At 68.9% G+C, this 21,211-nt stretch carries 26 protein-coding genes; 13 read left to right on the top strand and 13 right to left on the bottom strand.

Translation table 11 applies throughout. The annotated features are described in order from the left end of the window. Window positions 1–64 precede the first annotated feature (64 nt). The 3 genes from ACLJO0_RS38885 (at window position 65) to trpD (ending at window position 1,989) form a co-directional block, all read left to right on the top strand. Window positions 65–481, top strand: coding sequence for a hypothetical protein (locus tag ACLJO0_RS38885; protein ID WP_410584614.1), 417 nt, complete (start codon window positions 65–67; stop codon window positions 479–481). A gap of 61 nt (window positions 482–542) precedes the next feature. Beyond that, on the top strand, window positions 543–953 hold the full coding sequence (locus ACLJO0_RS38880; protein WP_410585006.1) for a hypothetical protein: 411 nt from the start codon (window positions 543–545) through the stop codon (window positions 951–953). 4 nt (window positions 954–957) lie between these two features. Further along, the gene (trpD, locus tag ACLJO0_RS38875; RefSeq protein WP_410584612.1) at window positions 958–1,989 is read left to right on the top strand and encodes an anthranilate phosphoribosyltransferase; all 1,032 of its coding nucleotides are present in this window, start codon (window positions 958–960) and stop codon (window positions 1,987–1,989) included. A gap of 79 nt (window positions 1,990–2,068) precedes the next feature. Here the strand turns inward: trpD and ACLJO0_RS38870 are convergent, their stop codons facing one another. Then, a complete protein-coding gene (locus ACLJO0_RS38870; RefSeq protein ID WP_410584610.1) occupies window positions 2,069–3,034 on the bottom strand; it encodes a helix-turn-helix domain-containing protein in 966 nt (321 codons plus the stop codon). Window positions 3,035–3,086: 52 nt separating this feature from the next. On the opposite strand from ACLJO0_RS38870, the gene ACLJO0_RS38865 reads away from it, so the two are divergent. Then, window positions 3,087–3,476, top strand: a complete 390-nt coding sequence (locus ACLJO0_RS38865) for a cupin domain-containing protein (RefSeq protein ID WP_410584608.1) — start codon at window positions 3,087–3,089, stop codon at window positions 3,474–3,476. Here the strand turns inward: ACLJO0_RS38865 and ACLJO0_RS38860 are convergent. Continuing rightward, window positions 3,473–4,435, bottom strand: a complete 963-nt coding sequence (locus ACLJO0_RS38860) for a GlxA family transcriptional regulator (RefSeq protein ID WP_410584606.1) — start codon at window positions 4,433–4,435, stop codon at window positions 3,473–3,475. The genes ACLJO0_RS38865 and ACLJO0_RS38860 overlap by 4 nt on opposite strands. An 82-nt stretch (window positions 4,436–4,517) precedes the next feature. On the opposite strand from ACLJO0_RS38860, the gene ACLJO0_RS38855 reads away from it, so the two are divergent. Further along, window positions 4,518–5,411: a DMT family transporter gene (locus ACLJO0_RS38855; protein ID WP_410584604.1), complete on the top strand. Its 894-nt coding sequence runs from the start codon at window positions 4,518–4,520 to the stop codon at window positions 5,409–5,411. 67 nt (window positions 5,412–5,478) lie between these two features. Here ACLJO0_RS38855 and ACLJO0_RS38850 read toward each other — a convergent pair whose 3' ends face one another. Then, window positions 5,479–5,898 (bottom strand): cytochrome c oxidase subunit 4, encoded by a 420-nt coding sequence (locus tag ACLJO0_RS38850; protein ID WP_410584602.1) that lies wholly within the window; start codon window positions 5,896–5,898, stop codon window positions 5,479–5,481. 40 nt (window positions 5,899–5,938) lie between these two features. Further along, on the bottom strand, window positions 5,939–6,877 hold the full coding sequence (locus ACLJO0_RS38845; protein WP_410584600.1) for a cytochrome c oxidase subunit II: 939 nt from the start codon (window positions 6,875–6,877) through the stop codon (window positions 5,939–5,941). 193 nt (window positions 6,878–7,070) lie between these two features. Between ACLJO0_RS38845 and asnB the strand changes: the two genes are divergently transcribed. Further along, a complete protein-coding gene (asnB, locus tag ACLJO0_RS38840) occupies window positions 7,071–9,005 on the top strand; it encodes an asparagine synthase (glutamine-hydrolyzing) (protein WP_410584598.1) in 1,935 nt (644 codons plus the stop codon). A gap of 56 nt (window positions 9,006–9,061) precedes the next feature. Next, window positions 9,062–9,715, top strand: coding sequence for an alpha/beta fold hydrolase (locus ACLJO0_RS38835; protein WP_410584596.1), 654 nt, complete (start codon window positions 9,062–9,064; stop codon window positions 9,713–9,715). 291 nt (window positions 9,716–10,006) lie between these two features. On the opposite strand, the gene ACLJO0_RS38830 is transcribed toward ACLJO0_RS38835, so the two are convergent. After that, the gene (locus ACLJO0_RS38830) at window positions 10,007–10,996 is read right to left on the bottom strand and encodes a carbohydrate kinase family protein (RefSeq protein WP_410584594.1); all 990 of its coding nucleotides are present in this window, start codon (window positions 10,994–10,996) and stop codon (window positions 10,007–10,009) included. 141 nt (window positions 10,997–11,137) lie between these two features. Here ACLJO0_RS38830 and ACLJO0_RS38825 point away from each other — a divergent pair, with 141 nt between their 5' ends. Continuing rightward, window positions 11,138–11,326: a hypothetical protein gene (locus ACLJO0_RS38825; RefSeq protein WP_125794844.1), complete on the top strand. Its 189-nt coding sequence runs from the start codon at window positions 11,138–11,140 to the stop codon at window positions 11,324–11,326. Between the two features lie 86 nt (window positions 11,327–11,412). Here ACLJO0_RS38825 and ACLJO0_RS38820 read toward each other — a convergent pair whose 3' ends face one another. Beyond that, window positions 11,413–11,790: a HesB/IscA family protein gene (locus ACLJO0_RS38820; protein WP_125794843.1), complete on the bottom strand. Its 378-nt coding sequence runs from the start codon at window positions 11,788–11,790 to the stop codon at window positions 11,413–11,415. Between the two features lie 143 nt (window positions 11,791–11,933). Between ACLJO0_RS38820 and ACLJO0_RS38815 the strand changes: the two genes are divergently transcribed. Further along, window positions 11,934–12,590, top strand: a complete 657-nt coding sequence (locus ACLJO0_RS38815) for a DUF3043 domain-containing protein (protein WP_410584591.1) — start codon at window positions 11,934–11,936, stop codon at window positions 12,588–12,590. 55 nt (window positions 12,591–12,645) lie between these two features. Then, a complete protein-coding gene (locus ACLJO0_RS38810; protein ID WP_410584589.1) occupies window positions 12,646–13,635 on the top strand; it encodes an aldo/keto reductase family protein in 990 nt (329 codons plus the stop codon). 62 nt (window positions 13,636–13,697) lie between these two features. Here the strand turns inward: ACLJO0_RS38810 and ACLJO0_RS38805 are convergent, their stop codons facing one another. The 3 genes from ACLJO0_RS38805 to ACLJO0_RS38795 are packed head-to-tail and all read right to left on the bottom strand — an operon-like array spanning window position 13,698 to window position 15,515. Then, entirely contained in the window at window positions 13,698–13,925 is a 228-nt protein-coding gene (locus ACLJO0_RS38805; protein WP_039795309.1) for a hypothetical protein, read from the bottom strand. Continuing rightward, window positions 13,918–14,769: a phosphoribosylaminoimidazolesuccinocarboxamide synthase gene (locus ACLJO0_RS38800; protein WP_125794840.1), complete on the bottom strand. Its 852-nt coding sequence runs from the start codon at window positions 14,767–14,769 to the stop codon at window positions 13,918–13,920. Before ACLJO0_RS38800 ends, ACLJO0_RS38805 begins: the two co-directional genes overlap by 8 nt. Next, the gene (locus ACLJO0_RS38795; protein ID WP_410584586.1) at window positions 14,766–15,515 is read right to left on the bottom strand and encodes a GntR family transcriptional regulator; all 750 of its coding nucleotides are present in this window, start codon (window positions 15,513–15,515) and stop codon (window positions 14,766–14,768) included. The genes ACLJO0_RS38800 and ACLJO0_RS38795 overlap by 4 nt, the downstream gene beginning before the upstream one ends. A gap of 170 nt (window positions 15,516–15,685) precedes the next feature. Between ACLJO0_RS38795 and ACLJO0_RS38790 the strand changes: the two genes are divergently transcribed. Continuing rightward, the gene (locus tag ACLJO0_RS38790) at window positions 15,686–16,090 is read left to right on the top strand and encodes a hypothetical protein (protein WP_125794838.1); all 405 of its coding nucleotides are present in this window, start codon (window positions 15,686–15,688) and stop codon (window positions 16,088–16,090) included. On the opposite strand, the gene ACLJO0_RS38785 is transcribed toward ACLJO0_RS38790, so the two are convergent. After that, complete coding sequence (locus ACLJO0_RS38785) at window positions 16,087–16,755, bottom strand: 2-C-methyl-D-erythritol 4-phosphate cytidylyltransferase (RefSeq protein ID WP_410585004.1); 669 nt, start codon at window positions 16,753–16,755, stop codon at window positions 16,087–16,089. The genes ACLJO0_RS38790 and ACLJO0_RS38785 overlap by 4 nt on opposite strands. A gap of 93 nt (window positions 16,756–16,848) precedes the next feature. Between ACLJO0_RS38785 and cobT the strand changes: the two genes are divergently transcribed. Then, window positions 16,849–17,925, top strand: coding sequence for a nicotinate-nucleotide--dimethylbenzimidazole phosphoribosyltransferase (gene cobT, locus ACLJO0_RS38780; protein ID WP_410584583.1), 1,077 nt, complete (start codon window positions 16,849–16,851; stop codon window positions 17,923–17,925). 173 nt (window positions 17,926–18,098) lie between these two features. Here cobT and ACLJO0_RS38775 read toward each other — a convergent pair whose 3' ends face one another. Next, the gene (locus tag ACLJO0_RS38775; protein WP_410584581.1) at window positions 18,099–19,202 is read right to left on the bottom strand and encodes a branched-chain amino acid aminotransferase; all 1,104 of its coding nucleotides are present in this window, start codon (window positions 19,200–19,202) and stop codon (window positions 18,099–18,101) included. A gap of 117 nt (window positions 19,203–19,319) precedes the next feature. On the opposite strand from ACLJO0_RS38775, the gene ACLJO0_RS38770 reads away from it, so the two are divergent. Next, on the top strand, window positions 19,320–19,631 hold the full coding sequence (locus ACLJO0_RS38770; protein ID WP_410584579.1) for a hypothetical protein: 312 nt from the start codon (window positions 19,320–19,322) through the stop codon (window positions 19,629–19,631). On the opposite strand, the gene ACLJO0_RS38765 is transcribed toward ACLJO0_RS38770, so the two are convergent. Then, window positions 19,628–20,254, bottom strand: coding sequence for a DUF402 domain-containing protein (locus tag ACLJO0_RS38765; RefSeq protein ID WP_410584577.1), 627 nt, complete (start codon window positions 20,252–20,254; stop codon window positions 19,628–19,630). The two genes, ACLJO0_RS38770 and ACLJO0_RS38765, sit on opposite strands and share 4 nt — an antisense overlap. Beyond that, on the bottom strand, window positions 20,247–21,101 hold the full coding sequence (locus tag ACLJO0_RS38760; RefSeq protein WP_410584575.1) for a hypothetical protein: 855 nt from the start codon (window positions 21,099–21,101) through the stop codon (window positions 20,247–20,249). The genes ACLJO0_RS38765 and ACLJO0_RS38760 overlap by 8 nt, the downstream gene beginning before the upstream one ends. Window positions 21,102–21,211 lie beyond the last annotated feature (110 nt).

Genomic DNA, 21,211 nt, shown 5'->3' with positions numbered 1-21,211 from the left:
GGGTCCACGGCAAGTCGCGTGCGTGTCGGGTCACATCTGAACGAAAGTGGGAACAGGGCTACTCATGGGTTTACTAGATCGGCTTCGTGACCTGGTCAAGAAGCCCAAGTTCCCAGGTCTGACCGTCGACACGCCCGGTGTGGAGATCGTCGCGGAGGCTTTCGACCCGGCCGAGGCGGATTCTTCGGTGCTGGCGAGATCACCCGCTTGGGTCGCCGAAGCGCCCGCGATCCTGCGCCACCACTTGAAACTGCCGCCCGAAAAGGTGGCGGAGGCGACATCGATCCTCGCCCAGGACGGCTGGGAGCTGCGGGAACAGGGCTCCGACGGCGGTTTCACCCTGACGCACGCGGTGCGCGTCCAGACCCTCGACGCGCTGCACTGCGCGCAGGAACGGTCACGGATGGCGGGCCTCGCGCAGCGGCTCGGCGGCGACTCGCTGGGCTGGGACGCGCTCCAGCCGTCGGGTGCGTCCACGTGATGTCGGTCATGGCGGATAACATCGCGGGGTCGACATGACTAGACGAGGCGGAGGCGCGCTCATGGGCGAGCAGGCGATGCGGATCCTGGTGTTCAGCCACAAGGCGGAGGTGCGCGAGGCGATCATCAACGCCGTCGGCCGCAGGCCCGCCGCCGACCTCGGCCGGGTGGACTACACCGAGGCCTCCGGCATCTCCGAGGTTCTCGTCGAGATGGACGCGGGCAACGTGGACCTGGCCATCCTCGACGGCGAGGCGCAGCCGACGGGCGGCATCGGGCTGACCCGGCAGCTGAAGAACGAGATCGAGGAGTGCCCGCCGATCGTGGTTTCGGTCCGGCGCAAGGACGACCGCTGGCTCGCGACCTGGTCGCAGGCCGACGCGGTGCTCGTCCACCCGCTCGACCCGCTGACGGCCGCCGAGACCGTCGCCGACGTGCTGCGCGCCCGGCGGGTGCCGGCCGTGCACGGCTGAGCCGATGAGCGCGGCCGCCAAGACCTGGCCGTCCCTGCTCAACCAGCTCATCGCGCGCGCGGATCTGTCCGAAGAGGACACCGCGTGGGCGATGGACCAGATCATGAGCGGGGCGGCGACGCCCTCCCAGATCGCCGGGTTCGCCGTCGCGCTGCGCGCGAAAGGTGAGACACCGGCGGAAATCTCCGGCATGGCCGACGCCATGCTGGCGCACGCCAAACGGGTGACGATCGACAGGCCGTCGGTGGACATCGTCGGCACCGGTGGTGACCGGTCCAATTCGGTCAACATCTCCACCATGGCCACGGTGGTGACGGCCGCGGCCGGCGCCCCGGTGGCCAAGCACGGCAACCGGAGCGCCTCGTCGAAGTCCGGCGCGGCCGACGTGCTGGAGGAACTGGGCGTCACCATCGACCTGCCGCCCGAGACCGTCCAGCGCAGCGTGAACGAACTGGGCATCGGCTTCTGCTTCGCGCCGAAGTTCCACCCCGCCCTGCGCCACGCCGGCCCGACGCGCGGCGAACTCGGCGTGCCGACGACGTTCAACCTGCTGGGCCCGCTCACCAACCCCGCGCAACCGCGCAGTTCGCTGATCGGCTGCGCGTACGCGGACAAGACCCGCGTGCTCGCCGAGGTGTTCGCGCGGCGCGGGATGACCGTGCTGCTCGTCCGCGGCGACGACGGGCTGGACGAGATCACCACCACGACCACGAGTTCGGTGTGGGTGGTCTCCGGCGGCGAGATCACCGAGCGCAGCTTCGACCCCGCGTCGCTGGGCATCGCCCGCGCGACCGCGGAAGACCTGCGCGGCGGCGACGCGGCGCACAACGCCGAGGTGTTCCGGCAGGTGATGGCCGGGAAGACCGGACCGGTCCGGGACGCGGTGCTGCTGAACTCGGCGGCCGCGCTGGCGGCTTTCGCCGGGTTCTCGGGATCGCTGGAAGAGGACCTGGCCGCCGGGCTCGCGCGGGCGGCCTCGGCCGTCGATTCGGGTGCGGCGGCAGACCTGCTGAACCGGTGGATCGCCTTCGCCTGACAGGCCTCTCAAGTGCTATGAAAGGTCCTTTCCTTGCAAAATTTGCAAGGAAAGGACCTTTCATGGCACAGGCGACCGACTACGAAGCAGTACTGAACCGCGCCCGGTAAGCCGTAGGCGTCAGTCCCGTAGCCCGCCGAAGCTGTGTACGCAGGTTCGCAGCGGTACCGAATCCCGACGCCCGCGCCACCCGGTCCAGCCGCTGCTCCCCGCGCTCGATGAGCCGGCACGCCAGCGCGATCCGCTCGGTGGTGAGCCACGCCAGCGGCGTCGTCCCCAGTTCGGCGCGGAACCGCCGGTGCAGCGTCGCCTGGCTGGCGGCCGCCCGCGCGGCGAGGTCGGCGACGGTGAGCGGGCGGTCCAGCCGTTCGCGCGCCCAGGCGAGCACCGGCGCGAGCGAGGTGTCCGGCACCGGCGGCAGCGGACGTTCGACGAACTGCCGCTGGCCGCCGTCGCGGTGCCCGGCGAACACCAGCCGCCTGCTCACCGCGTTGGCGATCTCGGCGCCGTGGTCGCGGCTGATCAGGTGCAGGCCCAGATCGAGCGCGGCCGCGCTGCCCGCGGCGGTCAGGACGTCGCCGTCGTCGACGAAGAGGACGTCCGGCTCCAGCAGGACTTCGGGATACAGCTCGCGGAAGAGTCCCGCCCACTTCCAGTGCGTCGTCGCGCGCCGTCCGTCCAGCACGCCCGCCCGCGCGAGGGTGAAGGCACCGGTGCAGAAGCTCACCAGCCGGGCTCCCCGCGCGGCCGCGTCGCGGATGGCCGCCAGCACCTCGTCCCGGACCGGGCTCTCCGGATCGGGCCGGTTCGGCACGATCACCGTGTCGGCGGTCTCCACGGCTTCGAGCCCGGCGATGCCGGTGAGGGTGAACATCCCCAGGTGCATGCGCACGGACGGCTCGGCGGCGCACAGCGTGAGGCCGTACCAGGGGCGATCCAGTTCCGGCCGCCGCAGGCCGAAGAGCTCGGTCGCGACCCCCATTTCGAACGGGTTGGACCCCTCGTCCACCAGGACGGCGACCTCGTGCGAGAAATCATGCGACATATGCGATTCCTAGCACTCACCGCTCCGGCGGTCCAGCGGCCAGTATCGGATCATGAGCAAGCAACCGATCGATCTGAAGACCGCGCTGGCCGGCTTCGACGAGATCTGGAGCCCGCGGATCGTCGCGCACGTCAACGACTACGACGTCCGCCTCGCCAAGGTCGCCGGCGAGCACGTCTGGCACGTTCACGAGAACACCGACGAGTTCTTTCTCGTCCTCGACGGCACTTTGGACATCGCGCTGCGCGAAAACACGGGTGAACGGGTCGTCACGCTCCCCCGCGGCTCCGTGTTCGTCGTCCCGCGCGGGACGTATCACAAACCGTCCTCAGTGGACGGTGCGTCGCTGCTGCTGTTCGAGCCGACCGGAACGCTCACCGTCGGCGACAAGCACGACGAGGTCCCCGACCATGTCCATGTCACCGTGGGGCAGGAAATCTAGCGAGGGGAAAACGTCCTGCGGTAAGCGCTCGGGCTGGTCCCGCGCAGCTTGCCGAACTGATGCCGCAGTGCCGCGGCGGAGGCGTATCCACAGGCGACCGCGATGTCCTCAATGGACAGACGACCCTCTTCGAGTAGCGACTGCGCCCGATCGAGGCGGCGTTCGGTGAGCCACCGGTGCGGCGTCGTACCGGTGGCCGCCGAGAACCGGCGCAGAAACGTGCGCTCCCCCAAACCGCTGCGCCGGGCGAGTTCCGCGACGGTGAACGGCCGGTCCAGCCGCCGCTCGATCCATTCGAGCGCTTCGGCGAGCACGGTGTCGTCCGGCGCGGCGGTTTCGGGCACCGGCGCCTGCACGAACTGCGCCTGCCCGCCGACCCGGTGCGGCGCCGCGACCATCCGCCGCGCCAGCGTGGTGGCCGCGGCGACACCGCGCAGTTCCCGCACCAGATGCAGGCACAGATCGACGGCGGCGACGGTTCCCGCGCTGGTGAGGACGCCACCGTCGTCGACGTACAACGCCTTCGGGTCGACCTTCGCGGTCGGGAAGCGCGACCGGAACTCCTGCTCGTAGACCCAATGGACGGTGCAGTTGCGCCCGTCGAGAAGCCCCGCGTAACCGAGCGAGAAGACGCCCGCGCAGAAGCCCGCGACCCAGGCGCCCCGGCTCGCCGCGTCGCGGAGGACTTCGAGCACCGGCCCCGGCGGGCTCGCGCTACGCGGGGCGCAGGTCGGCACGATCAGCAGGTCGGCCGAAGCCGCGAAATCCAGGCTCTCCAAGCCATCCAGCCCGAATCCGGACCAGCTCAGGACGTTCTCGCCGCCGGGCGAACAGACCCCGAAGTCCCAGCCCTCGATGCCGTCTGCGCTGCGATCCGTGCCGAAGACCTCACACGCGACGCCGAGTTCGAACGGCGAGACCTGGTCGGCGAGCACCACCGCGACCTTCTTCACATCCATCCGCGCAGTGTGTCATAAGTTTTGCGGTCGATGTCATCTCTGACACTGGTTGAACGCGAGCGCGAGGGCGAAAGTGGTCGCCATGAACAAGAACAACCCCCTGCTGCAGTGGACGGCCGCGATGGCGCTGTCCGGCACGATCGGCGCCGTCGTCCTCGAAAGCGGCGCCGACGCACCCGCCGTCGCGTTCGCCAGGAGCCTCGTCGGCGGCCTGCTGCTCCTGGTGTGGAGCGCGGCTCGCGGCTGGCTCCGCCCGTGGACGCTCACCCGCCGCGACCTCCTGCTCGCCGTCCTCGGCGGACTGTTCCTGGTCGGGAACTGGGTGCTGTTGTTCGCCTCGTACGCGCTGTCGTCGATCTCGGTCAGCACCGTCGTGTACCACACGCAGCCGCTGATGCTGGTCGGTCTCGCCGCCGCGTTCCTCGGCGAGAAGGTGGCGAAAAGCCAGCTGGTCCGGGCGCTGATCGCGTTCGGCGGGGTGGCCCTCATCTCCCTTTCCGCGCACGGCGCCGACGGCGAACCGGTACGGCTGGCGGGGATCGCGCTCGCCCTCGGCGCGGCCGCGCTCTACGCCGGCGCCTCGTTCATCGCGAAGCAGCTCAAGCACCTGCGCCCGCACGTCCTGGCGGCCGTCCAGCTGGTGACCGGGACGATCGTGCTCGCCCCCGCGCTGCTGGTCACGCCGCTGCCCACGGACACCTCGGGGCTGCTGTGGCTGGTCCTGCTCGGGACCGTGCACACCGCGCTGATGTACGTCCTGATGTACGCGAGCATCGGCAAGCTGCCGACCACGACGGTGGCGCTGCTGTCCTACGTCTATCCCGTGGTCGCGGTGGTGGTGGACGTCCTCGCCTACGGGCACCGGCCGACATGGCCGGAGGTCGCGGGGATGCTGGCCGTCCTGGCGGCGGCGCTGGCGCCGAAGCGAGCGGCCAAGCCCGAAGCGAAGGAAGAACCGCTACCCGCCCGCGTTTAGTCCTCTGAATGCGAAAACGGCGCCCTGCTCCCATAAGGGAACAGGGCGCCGCTTCGGCGTCAGAACATCACTCGTGGTTCGGACCGGTGTGGTACTCGAACACCAGCCCGCCGATGGCGACGATCACCAGGGCCAGCGCGATGATGAGCAGCCAGATGTGGAAGAACGCGAGCGCGACACCGCTCAGCGCGGCGGCCGCCGCGAGACCGATCGGCCAGTAGCTGCCCGGGCTGAAGAAGCCCAGCTCGCCGGCGCCGTCGCTGATCTCGGCGTCTTCCCGGTCCTCCGGGCGCGGCTCGATGCGCCGCGCCACGAACTGCAGGTAGCTCCCGGCCAGGAAGGCCAGGCCACCGGTGAGGATCAGGGCCACCACACCGACCGGCTCGACGCCGTCCCGGGTCATCGTTCCGGTCATGTACGCGTAGATACCCGCCACGACGACGGAGAAGACCGCGACGAGGAAGAAAATCCGTCCTTCGACCTTCATGGACGTTGCCTCACTCCTGTTTCGGGCTCGAACAGCCGGGTCAGTTGGACGCGACCCGCGCGGTGCGGTCGGTGTTGAACGGGGTGGTGGTGACGGCGTAGGGCGAGCACAGGTCGCCGCAGTTCATCGCCGTCAGCGCCTCGGAAGCCGTGTTCGGCTTGCCGCTCTTCGGGTTCACCGTGCCGCGGAGCTGGATGTACTGCGCGTACTTGTCCGGCGACAGCGCCCTGACCTCGAAGTTCATCCCCGAGTGGTAGGTGCCGCACAGTTCCGCGCAGCGGCCGACGAACGAACCTTCCTTGTCGATCGAGTTCTGGAAGGTGAAGTCCTGGTTGTTCTTCTCCGGATCCGGCATGACGTCCCGCTTGAAGTGGAACTCCGGCACCCAGAAGGAGTGGATGACGTCGGCCGACCGCAGGTTGTACTGGATCGTCTTGTTCGTCGGCAGGACGAGCAGCGGGATCTCGGTCGAGCTGCCGACCGTGGTGATCTCGGGGTCGTCGTGGTTCTTGGAGTCGCTCTTGTACTTGAACTCCCAGTTCCACTGGAACGCGACGATGTCGACCGTGACGTCCGGGTCGTCCGTCTCGGCGAGCACGCGGTTCTCGGTGGTCGCGGTGAAGAAGAACAGCACGCAGACCATGATCGTCGGGACGACGACCGTGAAGATCTCCAGCGGGATGTTGTACTGGAACTGGCGGGGCAGTTCCTCTTCCGCGCCGTCGGCGGTCTTCTTCTTGCGGTGGAAGATCGCGGTCCAGAAGATCAGCGCCCAGACGATGACACCGACGACCAGCGCGGCGACGACCGTCCACGTCCACAGGGTGCGCATGTCGTGCGCCTGCGGGGTCACCCCGACAGGCCAGCCGAAGCGGAGGATCTCGTCCCCGGAACAGCCCGTCGCGGTCAGCATCACCAGCGCGGCCAGCGCTGCGACGCGACCAGCCCGCTTAACCGGGATGCGCTCTGGATTTCCCACTGCGCCTTGCCCTTTCACCCAGAGCCTCCTCGACCGATCTTCTTGTTCACGCGGAGCCTAGCCGAGTTACGGGGCCGCGCTGACCAAGGGGTGACCCCAACACGCGTATCCCCCACCACATCCGGGGGTACACGCCCACCGGCATACTGGGCCCTTCTCCCCGCTCGGCCAACAAGAGGTGTGTGAACTAGACGTGTGCGGCCTGCTTGGACTGATCTGTTCGACCGAAGCCGACGCTGCGAGCGCCCGTGACGCCGTCGACGCGGCCATGCGCTGCCAGCGGCACCGCGGCCCCGACGAGCACGACACCTGGGCCGACGCCGAGGTGGTCTACGGCTTCAACCGGCTGGCCTTCATCGACGTCGACCACGCCCACCAGCCGCTGATCTGGGGCCCGCCGGAGGCTCCCGAGCGCTACACGCTGAACTTCAACGGCGAGATCTACAACTACAAAGAGCTGCGCGACGAGCTGGCCGCCGGGCACGGTGCGAAGTTCGCCACAGAGGGTGACGGCGAGGCGATCGTCGCGGCGTACCACTACCTCGGCGACGACGCGGTGAAGAAGCTGCGCGGCATGTTCGCCTTCATGATCTGGGACTCCCAGGAGAAGGTCGTCTTCGGCGCGCGCGACCCGTTCGGCATCAAGCCGCTGTTCTACTCCGCCGGCCCCGGCAAGGTCGCCTTCTCGAGTGAGAAGAAGAGCCTGTTGGAGCTTTCGAGCGTGCTCGGCGTCGAGGAGAAGCTGGACAAGACGGCCCTGCAGCACTACCTGGTGCTGCAGTACGTGCCGGAGCCCGAGACGCTGCACACCGGGATCCGCCGCGTCGAGTCCGGCACGTCGTTCCGGCTGGTGCCGGGCGGCGATGTCGAGTTCACCCGCTACTTCCACCCGCAGTTCACCGCGAAGCCGGTCAACGGCCAGGCGGAGGCGGACGCGCTGTACGAGCGGATCGCCGACGTGATGCGCGACTCGGTCAGCAAGCACATGATCTCTGACCCGGACGTCACGGTCGGCGCGTTCCTCTCCGGCGGTATCGACTCGACCGCGACCGCGACGCTGGCGAAGGAGCACAACCCGAACCTCATCGCGTTCACCAGCGGATTCGACCGTCAGGGCTACTCCGAGGTCGACGTCGCCGCCGAGACGGCCGCCGCGATCGGGGTGAAGCACGTGGTCCGGGTGGTGTCGGCCGAAGAGATGATGGAGGCGATGCCGCTGATCGTCTGGTACCTGGACGATCCGGTGGCCGACCCGGCGCTCGTACCGCTGTGGTTCATCGCCCGCGAAGCGCGTAAGCACGTCAAGGCCGTGCTGTCCGGCGAAGGCGCCGACGAGCTCTTCGGTGGCTACACCGTCTACAACGAGCCGATCTCACTGGCGCCGTTCGAGAAGATCCCCGGCGGGGTGCGCAAGATCCTCGGGAAGGTCTCCACGAAGATCCCGGAGGGCACCCGCGGGAAGGACCTGCTGCGCCGGGGCGCGCTGCCGCTGGAGGACCGCTACTACGGCAACGCCCGCAACTTCCGCGACGAGCAGCTCCGGAAGGTGCTGCGCACCTACCAGGAAGGCGTCGGTTTCAAGGACGTCACCGCTCCCTGGTACCGCGTTTCCGAAGGCTGGGACCCGGTCGCGCGGATGCAGCACGTCGACCTGTTCACCTGGCTGCGTGGCGACATCCTGGTCAAGGCCGACAAGGTGACCATGGCGAACTCGCTGGAACTGCGCGTCCCGTTCCTCGACCCCGAGGTGTTCAAGGTCGCGGCGACCATCCCCGTCGACCAGAAGCTCACGCACGGGACCAGCAAGTACGCGCTGCGCCAGGCACTGGCGAAGATCATTCCCGGGCACGTGCTCAACCGGCGCAAGCTCGGCTTCCCGGTGCCGATCCGGCTGTGGCTGCGCGACGAGATGTACGACTGGGCCAAGGGCATCATCTCCGACTCCCGGACCGACGAGCTGATCGACAAGAAGGCCGCGCTGGCGCTGCTCGACGAGCACAAAGAGGGCCAGCACGACCGCAGCCGCCAGCTCTGGGCGCTGCTGATGTTCATGCTGTGGCACGGCATCTTCGTGGAGAACCGCATCAAGCCCGAGGTGCCGGAACCCGTCTACCCGGTGAAGCTCTAGTCACGACTCCCTTCGCCGGCCTTCACCGTTCACGCGGTGAAGGCCAGCATGGAGGGATGGACTTCGTCCTCGTGCACGGCACGACGCAGGGCCCGTCGGGCTGGGACCGGGTGGCCAAGCTGCTCACCGCCGCCGGGCACCGCGCGATCGCCGTGGACCTGCTGACCCCGGCGGATCTGCCGATCGAGGGCTACGCGCAGCACGCGCGGGAGCAGTACGACGGCGGACGGCCGGTCGTCGTGGCCCATTCCGGATCCGGAGTGCTCCTTCCCGCGATCGCCGAAGCGCTCGACGCGCGGGCGATGGTGTGGGTCGCCGCCTACATCCCCGATTTCGCGGGCGGGAAGAGCCTGCGGGACGAGGCAAGGACCGTGCTCGAACCGGACTGGATCGGCGTGGACCCGACCGCCGACCCCGCGAAAGCGGCCGAGTTCCTCTTCCACGACTGCGATCCCGAGACCGAACGGCTGGCGCTGGAGAGCCTGCGGCTGTTCAGCCCCGCGGTTCTCGCGACGCATCCCGACGGACCCCCGCCGGAGATCCCGTCGACGGTGATCGTCCCCACCCGGGACCGCACTTTGAAGCCGGAGTGGATGCGCCGGGCCGCCCGGGAGCGGCTCGGCGTGACCGCGATCGAGATCGACGCCGGGCACTGCCCCCACGTTTCGCGGCCCGCGGAAATCGCCGCCATCCTGACCCGGCGCGCGTGAAGACCTCGGCCGCCTGCCAGGGCGAACACGCGTGATCCGGCCTGAAACACACGAAATCCGGCTCCAGACACACGTGCCGCCGGAACCCGGCACGCTCACGAGCCTGGGAATTGTATGAAGGGGCCCTTCACCGCGTCTCACGCGGTGAAGGGCCCCTTCGCTGCACCCGCTTGAGGGGTTATTGACGGGTAGGGCAAAGGTGGCAGGTTGCGAAAGCCACTTTCGCGACGCCTGAGGTCCCGAAAGTGGCTTTCGCGACACGGCTGCCCCACGGGGGCGAGCAGCTCAAGCTCACTCCGGCAGGATCGCCGCGATCTCCTCGGCGGACTCCGGGCCGAAGGCGTCCTTGAGGCGGCCCAGGACGTCAGCGCGGTCGAAGGCCCATTCCTGCGTGCCCACGGTTTCCAGCACCAGCACGGCGATCAGCGAGCCCAGCTGCGCCGAACGCTCCAGGGTGAGGCCGCCGTCGATACCGGCGATGAACCCGGCGCGGAAGCCGTCGCCGACGCCGGTCGGGTCGACCTTGCCGCGTTCCGGGACGGCGCCGATCTGCAGCGCGAGGCCGTCCTTGCCGACGATCTCGACGCCCTTCTCCCCGAGCGTCGTGATCCGCATGCCGACGCGGTCGAGGACGTCGGCCTCGGACCAGCCGGTCTTCTGGAGCAGCAGTTCCCATTCGTAGTCGTTGCTGAACAGGTACTTCGCGCCCTCGACGAAGGAACGCACCTGCGCGCCGTCCATCCGCGCCAGCTGCTGCGAGGGGTCGACGGCGAAGGTGTAGCCGCGCTGGCGGCATTCCTCGGCGTGCCGGACCATGCCTTCGGGGTCGTCCGGGCTGATCAGCACGAGCGACAGTTCACCGGCGTGCGCGGCGACGGGTTCCAGTTCGATGTTGCGGGATTCGGACATCGCACCGGCGTAGAAGGTGGCGATCTGGCAGAGGTCCTCGTCGGTGGTGCAGACGAAGCGGGCGGTGTGCGCGACCTCGGAGATCAGCACGCCGGCGGTGTCGACGCCGTGCCGTTCGAGCCACGAGCGGTAGTCGGCGAAGTCGGAGCCCACCGCGCCGACCAGGATGGGGCGCTTGCCGAGCACGCCGAGACCGAAGGCGATGTTCGCGCCGATCCCACCCCGCCGGACGACGAGGTCATCGGCCAGGAAGCTCAGGGACACCCGGTGCAGCTGCTCGGCGACGAGCTGCTCGGCGAACCTGCCCGGGAAGTGCATGAGGTGATCGGTTGCGATACTGCCGGATACTGCGATCCTGGCGCTGTCTGCCACCGGTTCTCCTTGATCGGTCGGCCTCGCCGAGGCGAGGACGGCTAAGTTACCCGCAGGTCATGCCCCATACGGGTTGCTTCGAGCACGGCCATCAACACTACCGGTTGGTAGTGGTGTCCTACTCCACCACGAGTCATTAACTTGTCGTTCGTGACCACTTCCGCGTATCACCTCGAGCCGGAATCGATCGGCGAACTCATCGCCGACTGTGCCGGTATCCCGTCGTCCCTCCAGGCCGAGAACATGCCGCTGCCCCGGCAGATCGCGCCGCCGTGGACCGTGGACGAGCGGTGCCTCGCCCAGGTCGCCGATCTGGACGCCTACGTCTGATCCCGCCGCGGCATGAAGAGCTGCGGGCATGAAGAAGGGCCGCGACCTGGGTGAGGTTCGCGGCCCTTCTTCATGCCCGGCGTGCGTCAGTGGAAGCTGTCGCCGCAGGCGCAGCTACCCGTCGCGTTGGGGTTGTCGATCGTGAAGCCCTGCTTCTCGATCGAGTCGACGAAGTCGATCACGGCGCTCGTCACGTACGGCGCGCTCATCCGGTCGACGGCGACGCGGAGCCCGTCGAAGTCACGGAACAGGTCGCCGTCGAGCGTGCGCTCGTCGAAGAACAGCTGGTAACGGAGGCCGGCGCACCCACCGGGCTGGACGGCGATGCGCAGGTGCATGTCGTCACGGCCCTCCTGCTCGAGCAGGGCCTTCGCCTTGACGGCGGCGGCGTCGGTCAACGTGACGCCGTGGGTCTCCTCGGCGGTTTCGGCCTGAGCTGCGGCTGCCTGCTCAGCGGTCGTCATGGTTCTCCCTCTGGTCGAACTCGCTGCGGGTACTCGTCTTGCACATGGTCCAACACGTCGGAGTCCCGATCTGTTCCCCTCCATGGTGACATATCGCTCGGCCTGGTGCGTGGCACCGTGACGCCCGCGACTACCCTGGTGGGGTGAGGTTCCTGCGCCGTAGCACCACAGACTCCGCCACGACGGACACCGAGACGCCCGGTAACGAGGTCGTCGAGGTCCAGGCCAAGGCGTACACGCCCGGAAAGGGCAAGGCCACGCCCAAGCGGCGTGAGGCCGAGGCCAAGCGCCGCGGCCCGGTGGCGCCCCCGCCGACCACCATGCGGGAGGCGATGAAGCGGAACAAGGAACTCCGCAAGTCCGCGAAGGCCGACCCGGAGTACAAGGCGAAGCAGCGCAACGCCGCCAAGGAACGCCGCGAGCGGATGATGGCGGGCGAGGACAAGTACCTGCTCCCCCGCGACCGCGGCCCGGTCAAGGCGTACATCCGTGACCTGGTCGACTCGCGGCGCAACCTGCTCGGCCTGTTCATGCCGCTGGCGATCCTGGTGTTCGTTGCGCTGATCCTGCCGTACCCCGACGTGCAGCGGTACGCGACGCTGCTGTGCACCGTGATGCTGCTCGGCATGATCGTCGAGGGTTTCCTGAGCGGGCGCCGGATCGCGAAGATGGTCCGCCTGAAGTTCCCGAACGAGACGGTCAAGGGCACCTCCGTCGGCTGGTACTCGTTCATCCGGGCCAGCCAGATCCGCAAGCTGCGGGTGCCGAAGCCGCGCGTGAAGCCCGGCGACAAGGTCTGATCAGGCGAAACCCAGGTCGTTAGCCTGCCTAACGGCCTGGGGTAGAGTCGCGCCCATGGAGTTTCGACGACTGGGCCGCAGCGGCCTCAATGTCAGTGAGATCTCGTACGGCAACTGGCTCACCCACGGGTCCCAGGTGGAAGAGGACCAGGCCCAGTCCTGCATCAAGGCGGCGCTCGACGTCGGCATCACGACCTTCGACACGGCCGACGCGTATGCGAACACGGCCGCCGAATCGGTGCTCGGCCGCGGGCTGAAGGGCCTGCGCCGCGAAAGCCTGGAGATCTTCACCAAGGTCTACTGGCCGACCGGCCCGAAGGGTCCCAACGACCAGGGGCTCGGCCGCAAGCACATCATCGAGTCGGCGAACGCTTCGCTGAAGCGCCTCGGCACCGACTACGTCGACCTCTACCAGGCGCACCGGTTCGACCGGACCGTCCCGCTCGAAGAGACCTTCCTCGCCTTCGCCGACCTGGTTCGCCAGGGCAAGGTGCTCTACGTCGGCGTCTCGGAGTGGACCGCCGAGCAGATCACCCAGGGCGCGGCGATCGCCCGCGAGCTGAAGGTGCCCCTCATCTCGAACCAGCCGCAGTACAACGCGCTGTGGCGGGTCATCGAGGCGCAGGTCATCCCGGCTTCCGAACGTGAGGGCCTCAGCCAGATCGTCTGGTCGCCGATCGCGCAGGGCGTGCTCACCGGCAAGTACAAGCCCGGTCAGGCGCTGCCCGAGGGCTCCCGCGCGACCGACGACAAGGGCGGCGCCAACATGGTCGCCCGCTTCCTCAACGACGACGTCCTCGAGCGCGTCCAGCGGCTCCAGCCGATCGCGGACAAGGCGGGCCTGACGATGGCCCAGCTGTCCGTGGCGTGGGTGCTGCAGAACCCGAACGTCGCCTCGGCGATCATCGGGGCCTCGCGGCCGGAGCAGGTGCACGAGAACGTCAAGGCGGCCGGCGTGAAGCTGGACGCGGATCTGCTCGCCGCGATCGACGAGGCCCTCGACGGCGTCACCGAGACCGACCCGACGCTGACCCGCTCCCCCTGATCCCCCGCAATCAGTCACCTACTTGCGCACGCTTTTCCGCGCAAGTAGGTGACTGATTGCGGCTAATCTCCGTGTACGCGGGACTGGTACGCGATCTGACCGTCGAGGTCGAGGGCGTCGCCGGGGGCGCGCAAGGGATCGATTCCCAAGCCCCGCAACAACCTGCTCGCGCCGGCGACCCGGTCACCGGTCCGGCCGTCGAGCCGCTCCGGCCGGTGGCCGCGCTGGATCAGCAGGCCCTCGACGTCGTCGATCAGCCGGTACGGGTCGTAGACCTGCTGTTCAGGCATGACCACCACCGGGAATCCAGGTCTTCCCGGTGATCCGTTCGTATACCTCGGTGTAGCGCTTGCGGGTCGCCTCGACGATCTCGTCCGGGATGGCGGGGCCGGGCGGCGTCTTGTCCCAGCCGGTGGTCGTGGACCAGTCGCGGACGAACTGCTTGTCGAACGCGTGCTGCGTGCGGCCGGGCTCGTAGTCGTCGGCCGGCCAGAAACGCGACGAGTCCGAAGTGAGGACCTCGTCCCCGAGCGTCAGCACGCCGTCGGCGTCGAAGCCGAATTCGATCTTGGTGTCGGCGATGATGATGCCGTTCTTCGCCGCGTGCTCCGCACCCTTGGTATAGACCTCGAGGGTCAGGTCGCGGATGCGGTCCGCGGTCTCCTTGCCGATGTCGTTCACGACGTCGGCGAAGGTCATGAACTCGTCGTGGCCGGTGTCGGAGATCTTCGTGGTGGGCGTGAAGATCGGCTCTGGCAGCTTGTCGGCCTCGACGAGACCGGCGGGCAGTTCGACCCCGGAGACCTTGCCGTCACGCTGGTATTCGCGCATTCCGAGACCGGTGAGATAGCCGCGCGCGATGCATTCGACCTGGATCATCTTCAGCGGCTTGCAGCGCGTGGCACGCCCGGCGAATTCCGCGGGGACGTCGGTCGTGGAGAGGACGTGGTTCGGCACCACGTCGGCCATCTTTTCGAACCACCAGGCGGAAAGCTGGTTCAGCAGCGCGCCCTTGTCCGGGATCGGGGTCGGCAGCGAGACGTCGTAGACCGAAACGCGATCCGACGCGACGAGCAGAATGTCGCCGTCGATTTCGTAAAGGTCCCGGACCTTACCCGCGTGAATGTGCTTCATGCCCCGTCCTCGATGTTGTATTCGTAAAAAATCCAGTGGTCCGGCAAGGCCGCCGATTCGCCGTACTCGAGCACGTCACCCTCGGCGGACAAGAACCTGTTGCGACTCAACAGAATCGCCGAACCTTCGGCCACGCCGAGTTCCGCCGCCTCCTCGGCACCCGCCAGCCCCGCGGCGTGCTGAGAATGAGTCGACGCCAGAACACGACCTGTCCGGTCCGCCACGTATTTGACCGTGCCTTCGACGATCCGCACCGGCTCGAACAGCAAAGGAGCCTTCGCCGCGACAGCGCCGTCGAACCACGAGACCGACGTCGACACCGGCCGGCCTTCGCCCGCATACGTGGTCCGTCGCCGACGGATCACCGGAGTACCTTCATCGATTCCGAGCGCACCCGCCACCCGGTCCGGTGCGGGCAGAAGGCCTGCTTCGCGGATTTTCGCGTAGTGGCCCGGTGGATAGACCTTGCCGGTTCGCGCGATCGAGATCGTCCGATCGTGCGCGGAGCGGTGCAGCGCCCTGGTCTGCACCACTGTCCCGATGCCGCGTACCGCGCGGACCAGACCTTCGGCGCGGAGCGTCGAGAGCACCTTCATCGCCGTCGCCATCGCGACGTTCCAGTTCCTGGCGATCTCCCGCGCGGACGGGACCGTGTCGCCTTCCTTGAGCCTGCCCGAAACGATGTCGTCGCGAATGCTTCCCGCGATCTGGAGATACGGCGGTTCGGGTCGATCGACGGCGGGCAAGGTGACTCCTCACAAGGTCGCGCGGTGCGCACAAGCGTTCTAGCACACCAATGGGCGAGCACCAAGGATCCTGCTCACACCCCATTATTACGTACTAGTACACATTCTGGACGGTGCTCTAGTACACCTGTTACTCTCCGCAGAGTTCCCGAAACCCGTTAGGGGGCTCGATGAACCACCTGAGCATCGACGAACTGCTCGAAGAGCTTCGAAGACGCCGGTGGGTCGTCTACATCTTCGGTCCCCGGGAGGAACCGGAGGTCTGTGCCGCGGTGTTCCAGTGGGACACCTGCGCCGACGTCCTCATCCTCCGCGGCGAGGAACGGGCGAGCGCCTTCCGCGTCACCACCCTCGCCGACACGGACGTCTTCCAGCCGGCACTCGTCTCTTGGCAGTACCACTCGACGGCCGACTGGACCCTGCGCGCGGTGCTCACGATCCCGCCTCCCGGCGACGCCGCCGCGCCGATCCAGTTGCTGCAACCACATCCGGACTGCGTGATCCCGATGGAGGCGCGCCAGCCGGTCACCATCCTGCCCGCCATACCGACCAAGGCCGACCAGGGAGATCCCTAACCTCGGCCGATCACCTGCTCGGCGACAACGAGGTCGTGCGGGTAGGTGATCTTGAGGTTCTCCGCGCTGCCCGGAACCCACCGCACCGGCAGCGCGGAGAACCTTTCCATGCACGAAGACGTGTCCGTGCCGACGAAACCCTCACGCTCGGCCGTTTCGTACGCCTCGAGCAACGGGGCGGCGCGGAAACCCTGCGGTGTCTGCACGCGGATCGCGCCGGGCAGCGCACCGGAAACGGTGTCACCGTCCACGCGCACGATGTCGTCGGCCGCGACCCCGGGCACCGCTCCCCCGTACCGCCGCGTGTCGGCGAGGACGTCCGCGATCAGTTCGGGGGTGACGAGCGGACGGGCCGCGTCGTGCAGCAGTACCGCGTCGATCTCGCTGCTCTCGATGCGGGAAGTCAAGTGCCGCAAGGCGTTCAGCTCCGAACCCTGGCGCGTCGCACCGCCGTGGACGAGTTCGACCTCGCCCGGATGCGCGGCGAGCACCTCCCGCGCGAGTTCGGTGTCCTGTGGCCGGATGACCAGCACGAGCACGTCGATACCGGGCACGCGGGCGAAGGCGTCGAGCGACCACGCGACGACCCGTTTGCCCGCCACCGGCAGGTACACCTTGTTGAGCTTGGCGCCGACCCGGGTGCCCGCTCCGCTCGCGAGCACCACCCCGGCGGCCTTCGTCTGAGCCACAGGCAACTCTGGCACAGGCGGGTGGGTAGGTTGGGCCCGGCCACCGAAGCGATCCGAAGGGGCAGGGCGTTGGACGACGAAATCCTCGAGTTCGCCGAAGTCGAGCAGCCTGATGAACACGCACGCTCGGCGGCGATCGCCCTGCACTCGAAACTGATCAAACCGGCCGGGTCACTGGGCAGGCTCGAAGAACTGGGCGTGTGGGTCGCGGCCTGCCAGGGCCAGTCACCGCCGCGTCCGTTCACCCGGCCGCGGGTCGTGGTGTTCGCCGGAGACCACGGCATCGCCGCGAAGGGCGTCTCGGCCTATCCGGGCGAGGTCACCGCGCAACTCGTCGGCAGCATGCTGACCGGAGGCGCGGCCATCAACGTGCTGGCCGCCTCGGCGGGCGCGAGCGTCCGCGTCGTCGACATGGCCGTCGACAGCGACGCCCCCGCCACGCGGTCGATCGGCGAGTTCAAGGTGCGGCGCGGGTCCGGCTCGATCGACGTCGAGGACGCGCTGACCGACGAGGAGGCGCGTGCCGCCGTCCGCGCGGGCCGGGCGATCGCCGACGCCGAGGTCGACGGCGGGGCCGACCTGCTCATCGCGGGCGACCTCGGAATCGGGAACAGCACCCCGGCCTCGGTACTGGTCGCGGCGCTGACCGGCAGCGAACCGGTGGCCGTCGTCGGCCGCGGCTCTGGCATCGACGACAACGCCTGGATGCGCAAGGCCGCGGCCGTCCGTGACGCGCTGCGGCGGGCGAGGACCGTGCTTGCCGACCCGGTCGCGCTGCTACGCACGGCCGCCGGCGCCGACATCGCCGCGATGGCGGGATTCCTCGCGCAAGCCTCGCTCCGGAAGACGCCGGTGATCCTGGACGGCCTGGTGGCCTCCGCGGCCGCGCTGGTCGCCGAGGAACTCGTCCCCGGCGCGCGGCAGTGGTGGGCCGCCGGTCAGCGCGGTGGCGAACCCGCGCACGCGCTGGCACTGGAGCACCTCGACCTGGAGCCGATCCTCGATCTGGACGTGCGCCTCGGCGAGGGGACGGGCGCGGTCGCGGCGCTGCCGCTGGTGTTCATGGCGACGCGGGTGCTCGCGGAGATGGCCACGCACGAGCAGGCCGGGGTGAGCGGGCCGTTGATCGAGACTCCCGCCACCTGACGCGTCTCCGGCCGTGCCGGGTCCGGGATGCAATGAAAGGCTCTTTCCTTGCAAATTTTGCAAGGAAAGAGCCTTTCATTGCATCCCGCGCACCTCTAACCACCGAAGTAGTGAAGGCCTCCTTCCCTACGCTCAAGGTAGGGAAAGAGGCCTTCACGGACTCGCCGGCCGGCTCAGCCCAGCGGGTACATCCAGCCTTCCGGAGCGGGCCGGGTGCCCTCCTGAATCCCGGTCAGGGCGCCGCGCAGCTTCATCGTCAGCTCGCCGGGCTGCCCGCCCGCGACGGAGAACTCGCCGCCCGCGTGCTTCACGTGCCCGACCGGCGTGATGACCGCCGCGGTCCCGCAGGCGAACACCTCGGTCAGCTCGCCGGAAGCCGCCGCCTTCTCCCACTCGTCGGTGGAGACGCGCCGCTCCTCGACCTGGTGCCCGAAGGACTTCGCCAGCTCCAGCAGCGACTTGCGGGTCACGCCCGGCAGCAGCGAGCCGGTCAGTTCCGGGGTGACGACGCGGGCGTCGTCGCCGGAGCCGAAGACGAAGAACAGGTTCATCCCGCCCATCTCCTCGACCCAGCGCCGCTCGACGGCGTCGAGCCACACGACCTGGTCGCAGCCCTTCTCCACGGCCTGCGCCTGCGCGACGAAGGAGGCCGCGTAGTTGCCGGCGCACTTCGCCTCACCGGTGCCGCCGGGGACGGCGCGCACGTACTCGGTCGAGAGCCACACGCTCACCGGTTTCACGCCACCGGAGAAGTACGAGCCCGCGGGCGAGCCGATCAGCGCGTAGAGGTACTCGTTCGCGGGCCGGTTGACGCCGAGCCCGGCTTCGGTGGAGATCATGAACGGCCGCAGGTACAGCGATTCGCCCGGCTTCGTCGGGACCCAGCGGGAGTCGACGGCGATGAGCTCGCGGATCGAGTCGAGGAAGACCTCCACCGGCAGCTGCGGCATGGCGAGGCGCTCGGCCGAGTTGCGGAACCGGATCGCGTTCGCGTCGGGCCGGAACGCGGCGATCGTGCCGTCCGGCTGGCGGTATGCTTTGAGGCCCTCGAAGATGGCCTGGCCGTAGTGCAGCACGGAGGTCGCCGGGTCGAGCGTCAAGGGCGCGTACGGCCCGACGGTGGCGTCGTGCCAGCCCTGCTCGGCACTCCATTTCACGGTCACCATGTGGTCGGTGAAGTGCAGGCCGAAGCCGGGTGCGGCCAATACGTCCGCGACGCGTTCCGGGCTCGCGGGGCTCGGGTGCGGGAGGTGGGTGAACTGCGTCGAGGTCGTCATGACTAAGACGATAACGCTTGGTCGGACCCACGTTAGTCGGACGTCCGCATATCTTTACCTTCCGCGATCTGTCCGTCGGGACGAACACGCGGGGCCTCGCGCCCCTAGGATGGCGGCGTGACGCTAAACCCCATGCAGCCCGCCCAGCCTGCCAAACCGGCCACCTCCGGCGCGGGGCCCGACATCAAGACGTTCGCGACCGCGGTACTGCTGACCTTCGGCACCGGCGTGCTGATGATGGACGGCTGGGCCCTGCTCGACAGCGGCTTCGGCGCGTTCCTCGGCCTGGTCGCCGGCGGTTTCGGCATCTTCTGGTGGAAGAGCATCCACGGCAAGGTGTTCCCGCGCGAGCTGTCCACCAAGGCGGTGGTCATCCTCACGGTGATCAACGTCGTGCTGGTGCTGCTCCTGCTCCTCCAGGTGAGCTAGAGCAACCCCTCGGGGAGGGCGGGCGCGGGCCAGTCCGGCTCCGGCCGGAAGTCGGTCCACGTCCCGTCGAAGGGGAAACGCCCGGCGTCCGCCAGTGCCCCGATCCGCTCGCCCTCGGCGCGCAGCCGCTCGAGCTGACCGGCGGTGATGCGGCCGGCGAGGACGGCCTCTTCCGCCTCGTCCTCGTCCTTCCACTGCCAGCGTCCGCCGGGCTGGACGGCGACGTCGAGGATGCCGTCGATCCGGTCGGGTCCGGACGGCGTGCGCCCCAGCGGGACCTCGAGGTTGACGTACCAGTTCAGGAAGCGGCCCTCGGCGTCGAAGAACCACCAGACCGACGACCATTCGTCGTCGGCGATGCGGCGCAGCGTCGAGGTGTCGCGCCAGAAGTCGGCCACCCGCACCCTCGGCACCCGGAACCGCTCCGCCAAGGGCGCCTCGCGGAAGAGCCGCCCGTCGGCGAGCCTGCTGCCGATGATCGGGGTGTCCGCGGGCAGCCAGCCGAGCAGCACGGTGCCGTCGTCGGCGAGGACGCGCAGCGGGTGATGCTGGCCGATCGAGCCGTCCGGTCGCAGGAAGCGTTCGACGACCGTGTCGCCCGGGGTCCAGAGAGGATCACGCACGCCTTGCACGGTACCGACGGGCACGGACCCGCAGAACCAGTTCGGCGAGCGTTCCCACTCCCGCGAGCCCGAGGGCCACGACCGGCCCAGCGAAGGCGGCCGCGACGGCCACGATCAGTCCACAAGCGAGTGTCGCCTTCGGACGTTCCGGGGAAAGCCGCTCCCGGCCGTCGGTGAAGGCGTCCACCGCGACGGGCACGGTCGCCACGGCGACCACCACGGTCAGCACCGGCAGCAGCGAGACCGCGTCGGCCGCGGCGAGGAGCTCGCGGAACGACGTCGCGGACAGCCCCAGCCGGACCGGTCCGAGCTGGTAGAGGGCGACGGCGGTGATCGACACGGCCACGGCGCCCACCGCGGCCGCGCGGCCCGCACCGGGGCGGCGGGGCAGCAGGAACGGCAGCAGCACCAGCACGGCGAGGCCGAGCCCTGGCACGGACGGCGGATCCGGCGCGATGAACTGCGCCAGCGGCGGGATGCCGACGCAGATCGCGATCAGGGACACGGCCGCGGCCAGCGACAGGCCGGTGACCCAGCGGGCGGCGTAGTCACCGAGGCGGACACCGGCCAGGTCGGCGACGGTCACGACGACGGCGAACACCGCGGCGGCGGCTCCCGGCGCGGACGGGAAGAGGTACTGACCGAACGTCGTCGCGAAGACCAAGACCAGGCCCAGCCGCGAAACGGAGCTCGCGATCCGCTCGGGCCGGGTGTCGCCCACCGGCGGCAGCAGCGCCTCGGCCGCGACGGCGGCCACGGCCGCGAACACGGCGGCGACGAGTACCCAGTAGTCCGCTCCGGACGTGCCCACCGCCAGTGCGATGAGCAGCCCGCCCGCCAGCCGCACGCCGTCTCCCTTCCTCCTGCACCGAGTGACCCGGTCGGCCCCGCTGTTACCCCAGGTCCTGCTGTCATTAGCATGGCTCACGATCCAACCGGGCGGCCGCCCGGTACCAC

The sequence above is a fragment of the Amycolatopsis sp. lyj-108 genome, assembly GCF_046549005.1.
Lineage (GTDB): Bacteria > Actinomycetota > Actinomycetes > Mycobacteriales > Pseudonocardiaceae > Amycolatopsis.
This window is presented reverse-complemented; position numbering and strand designations above follow the sequence as displayed.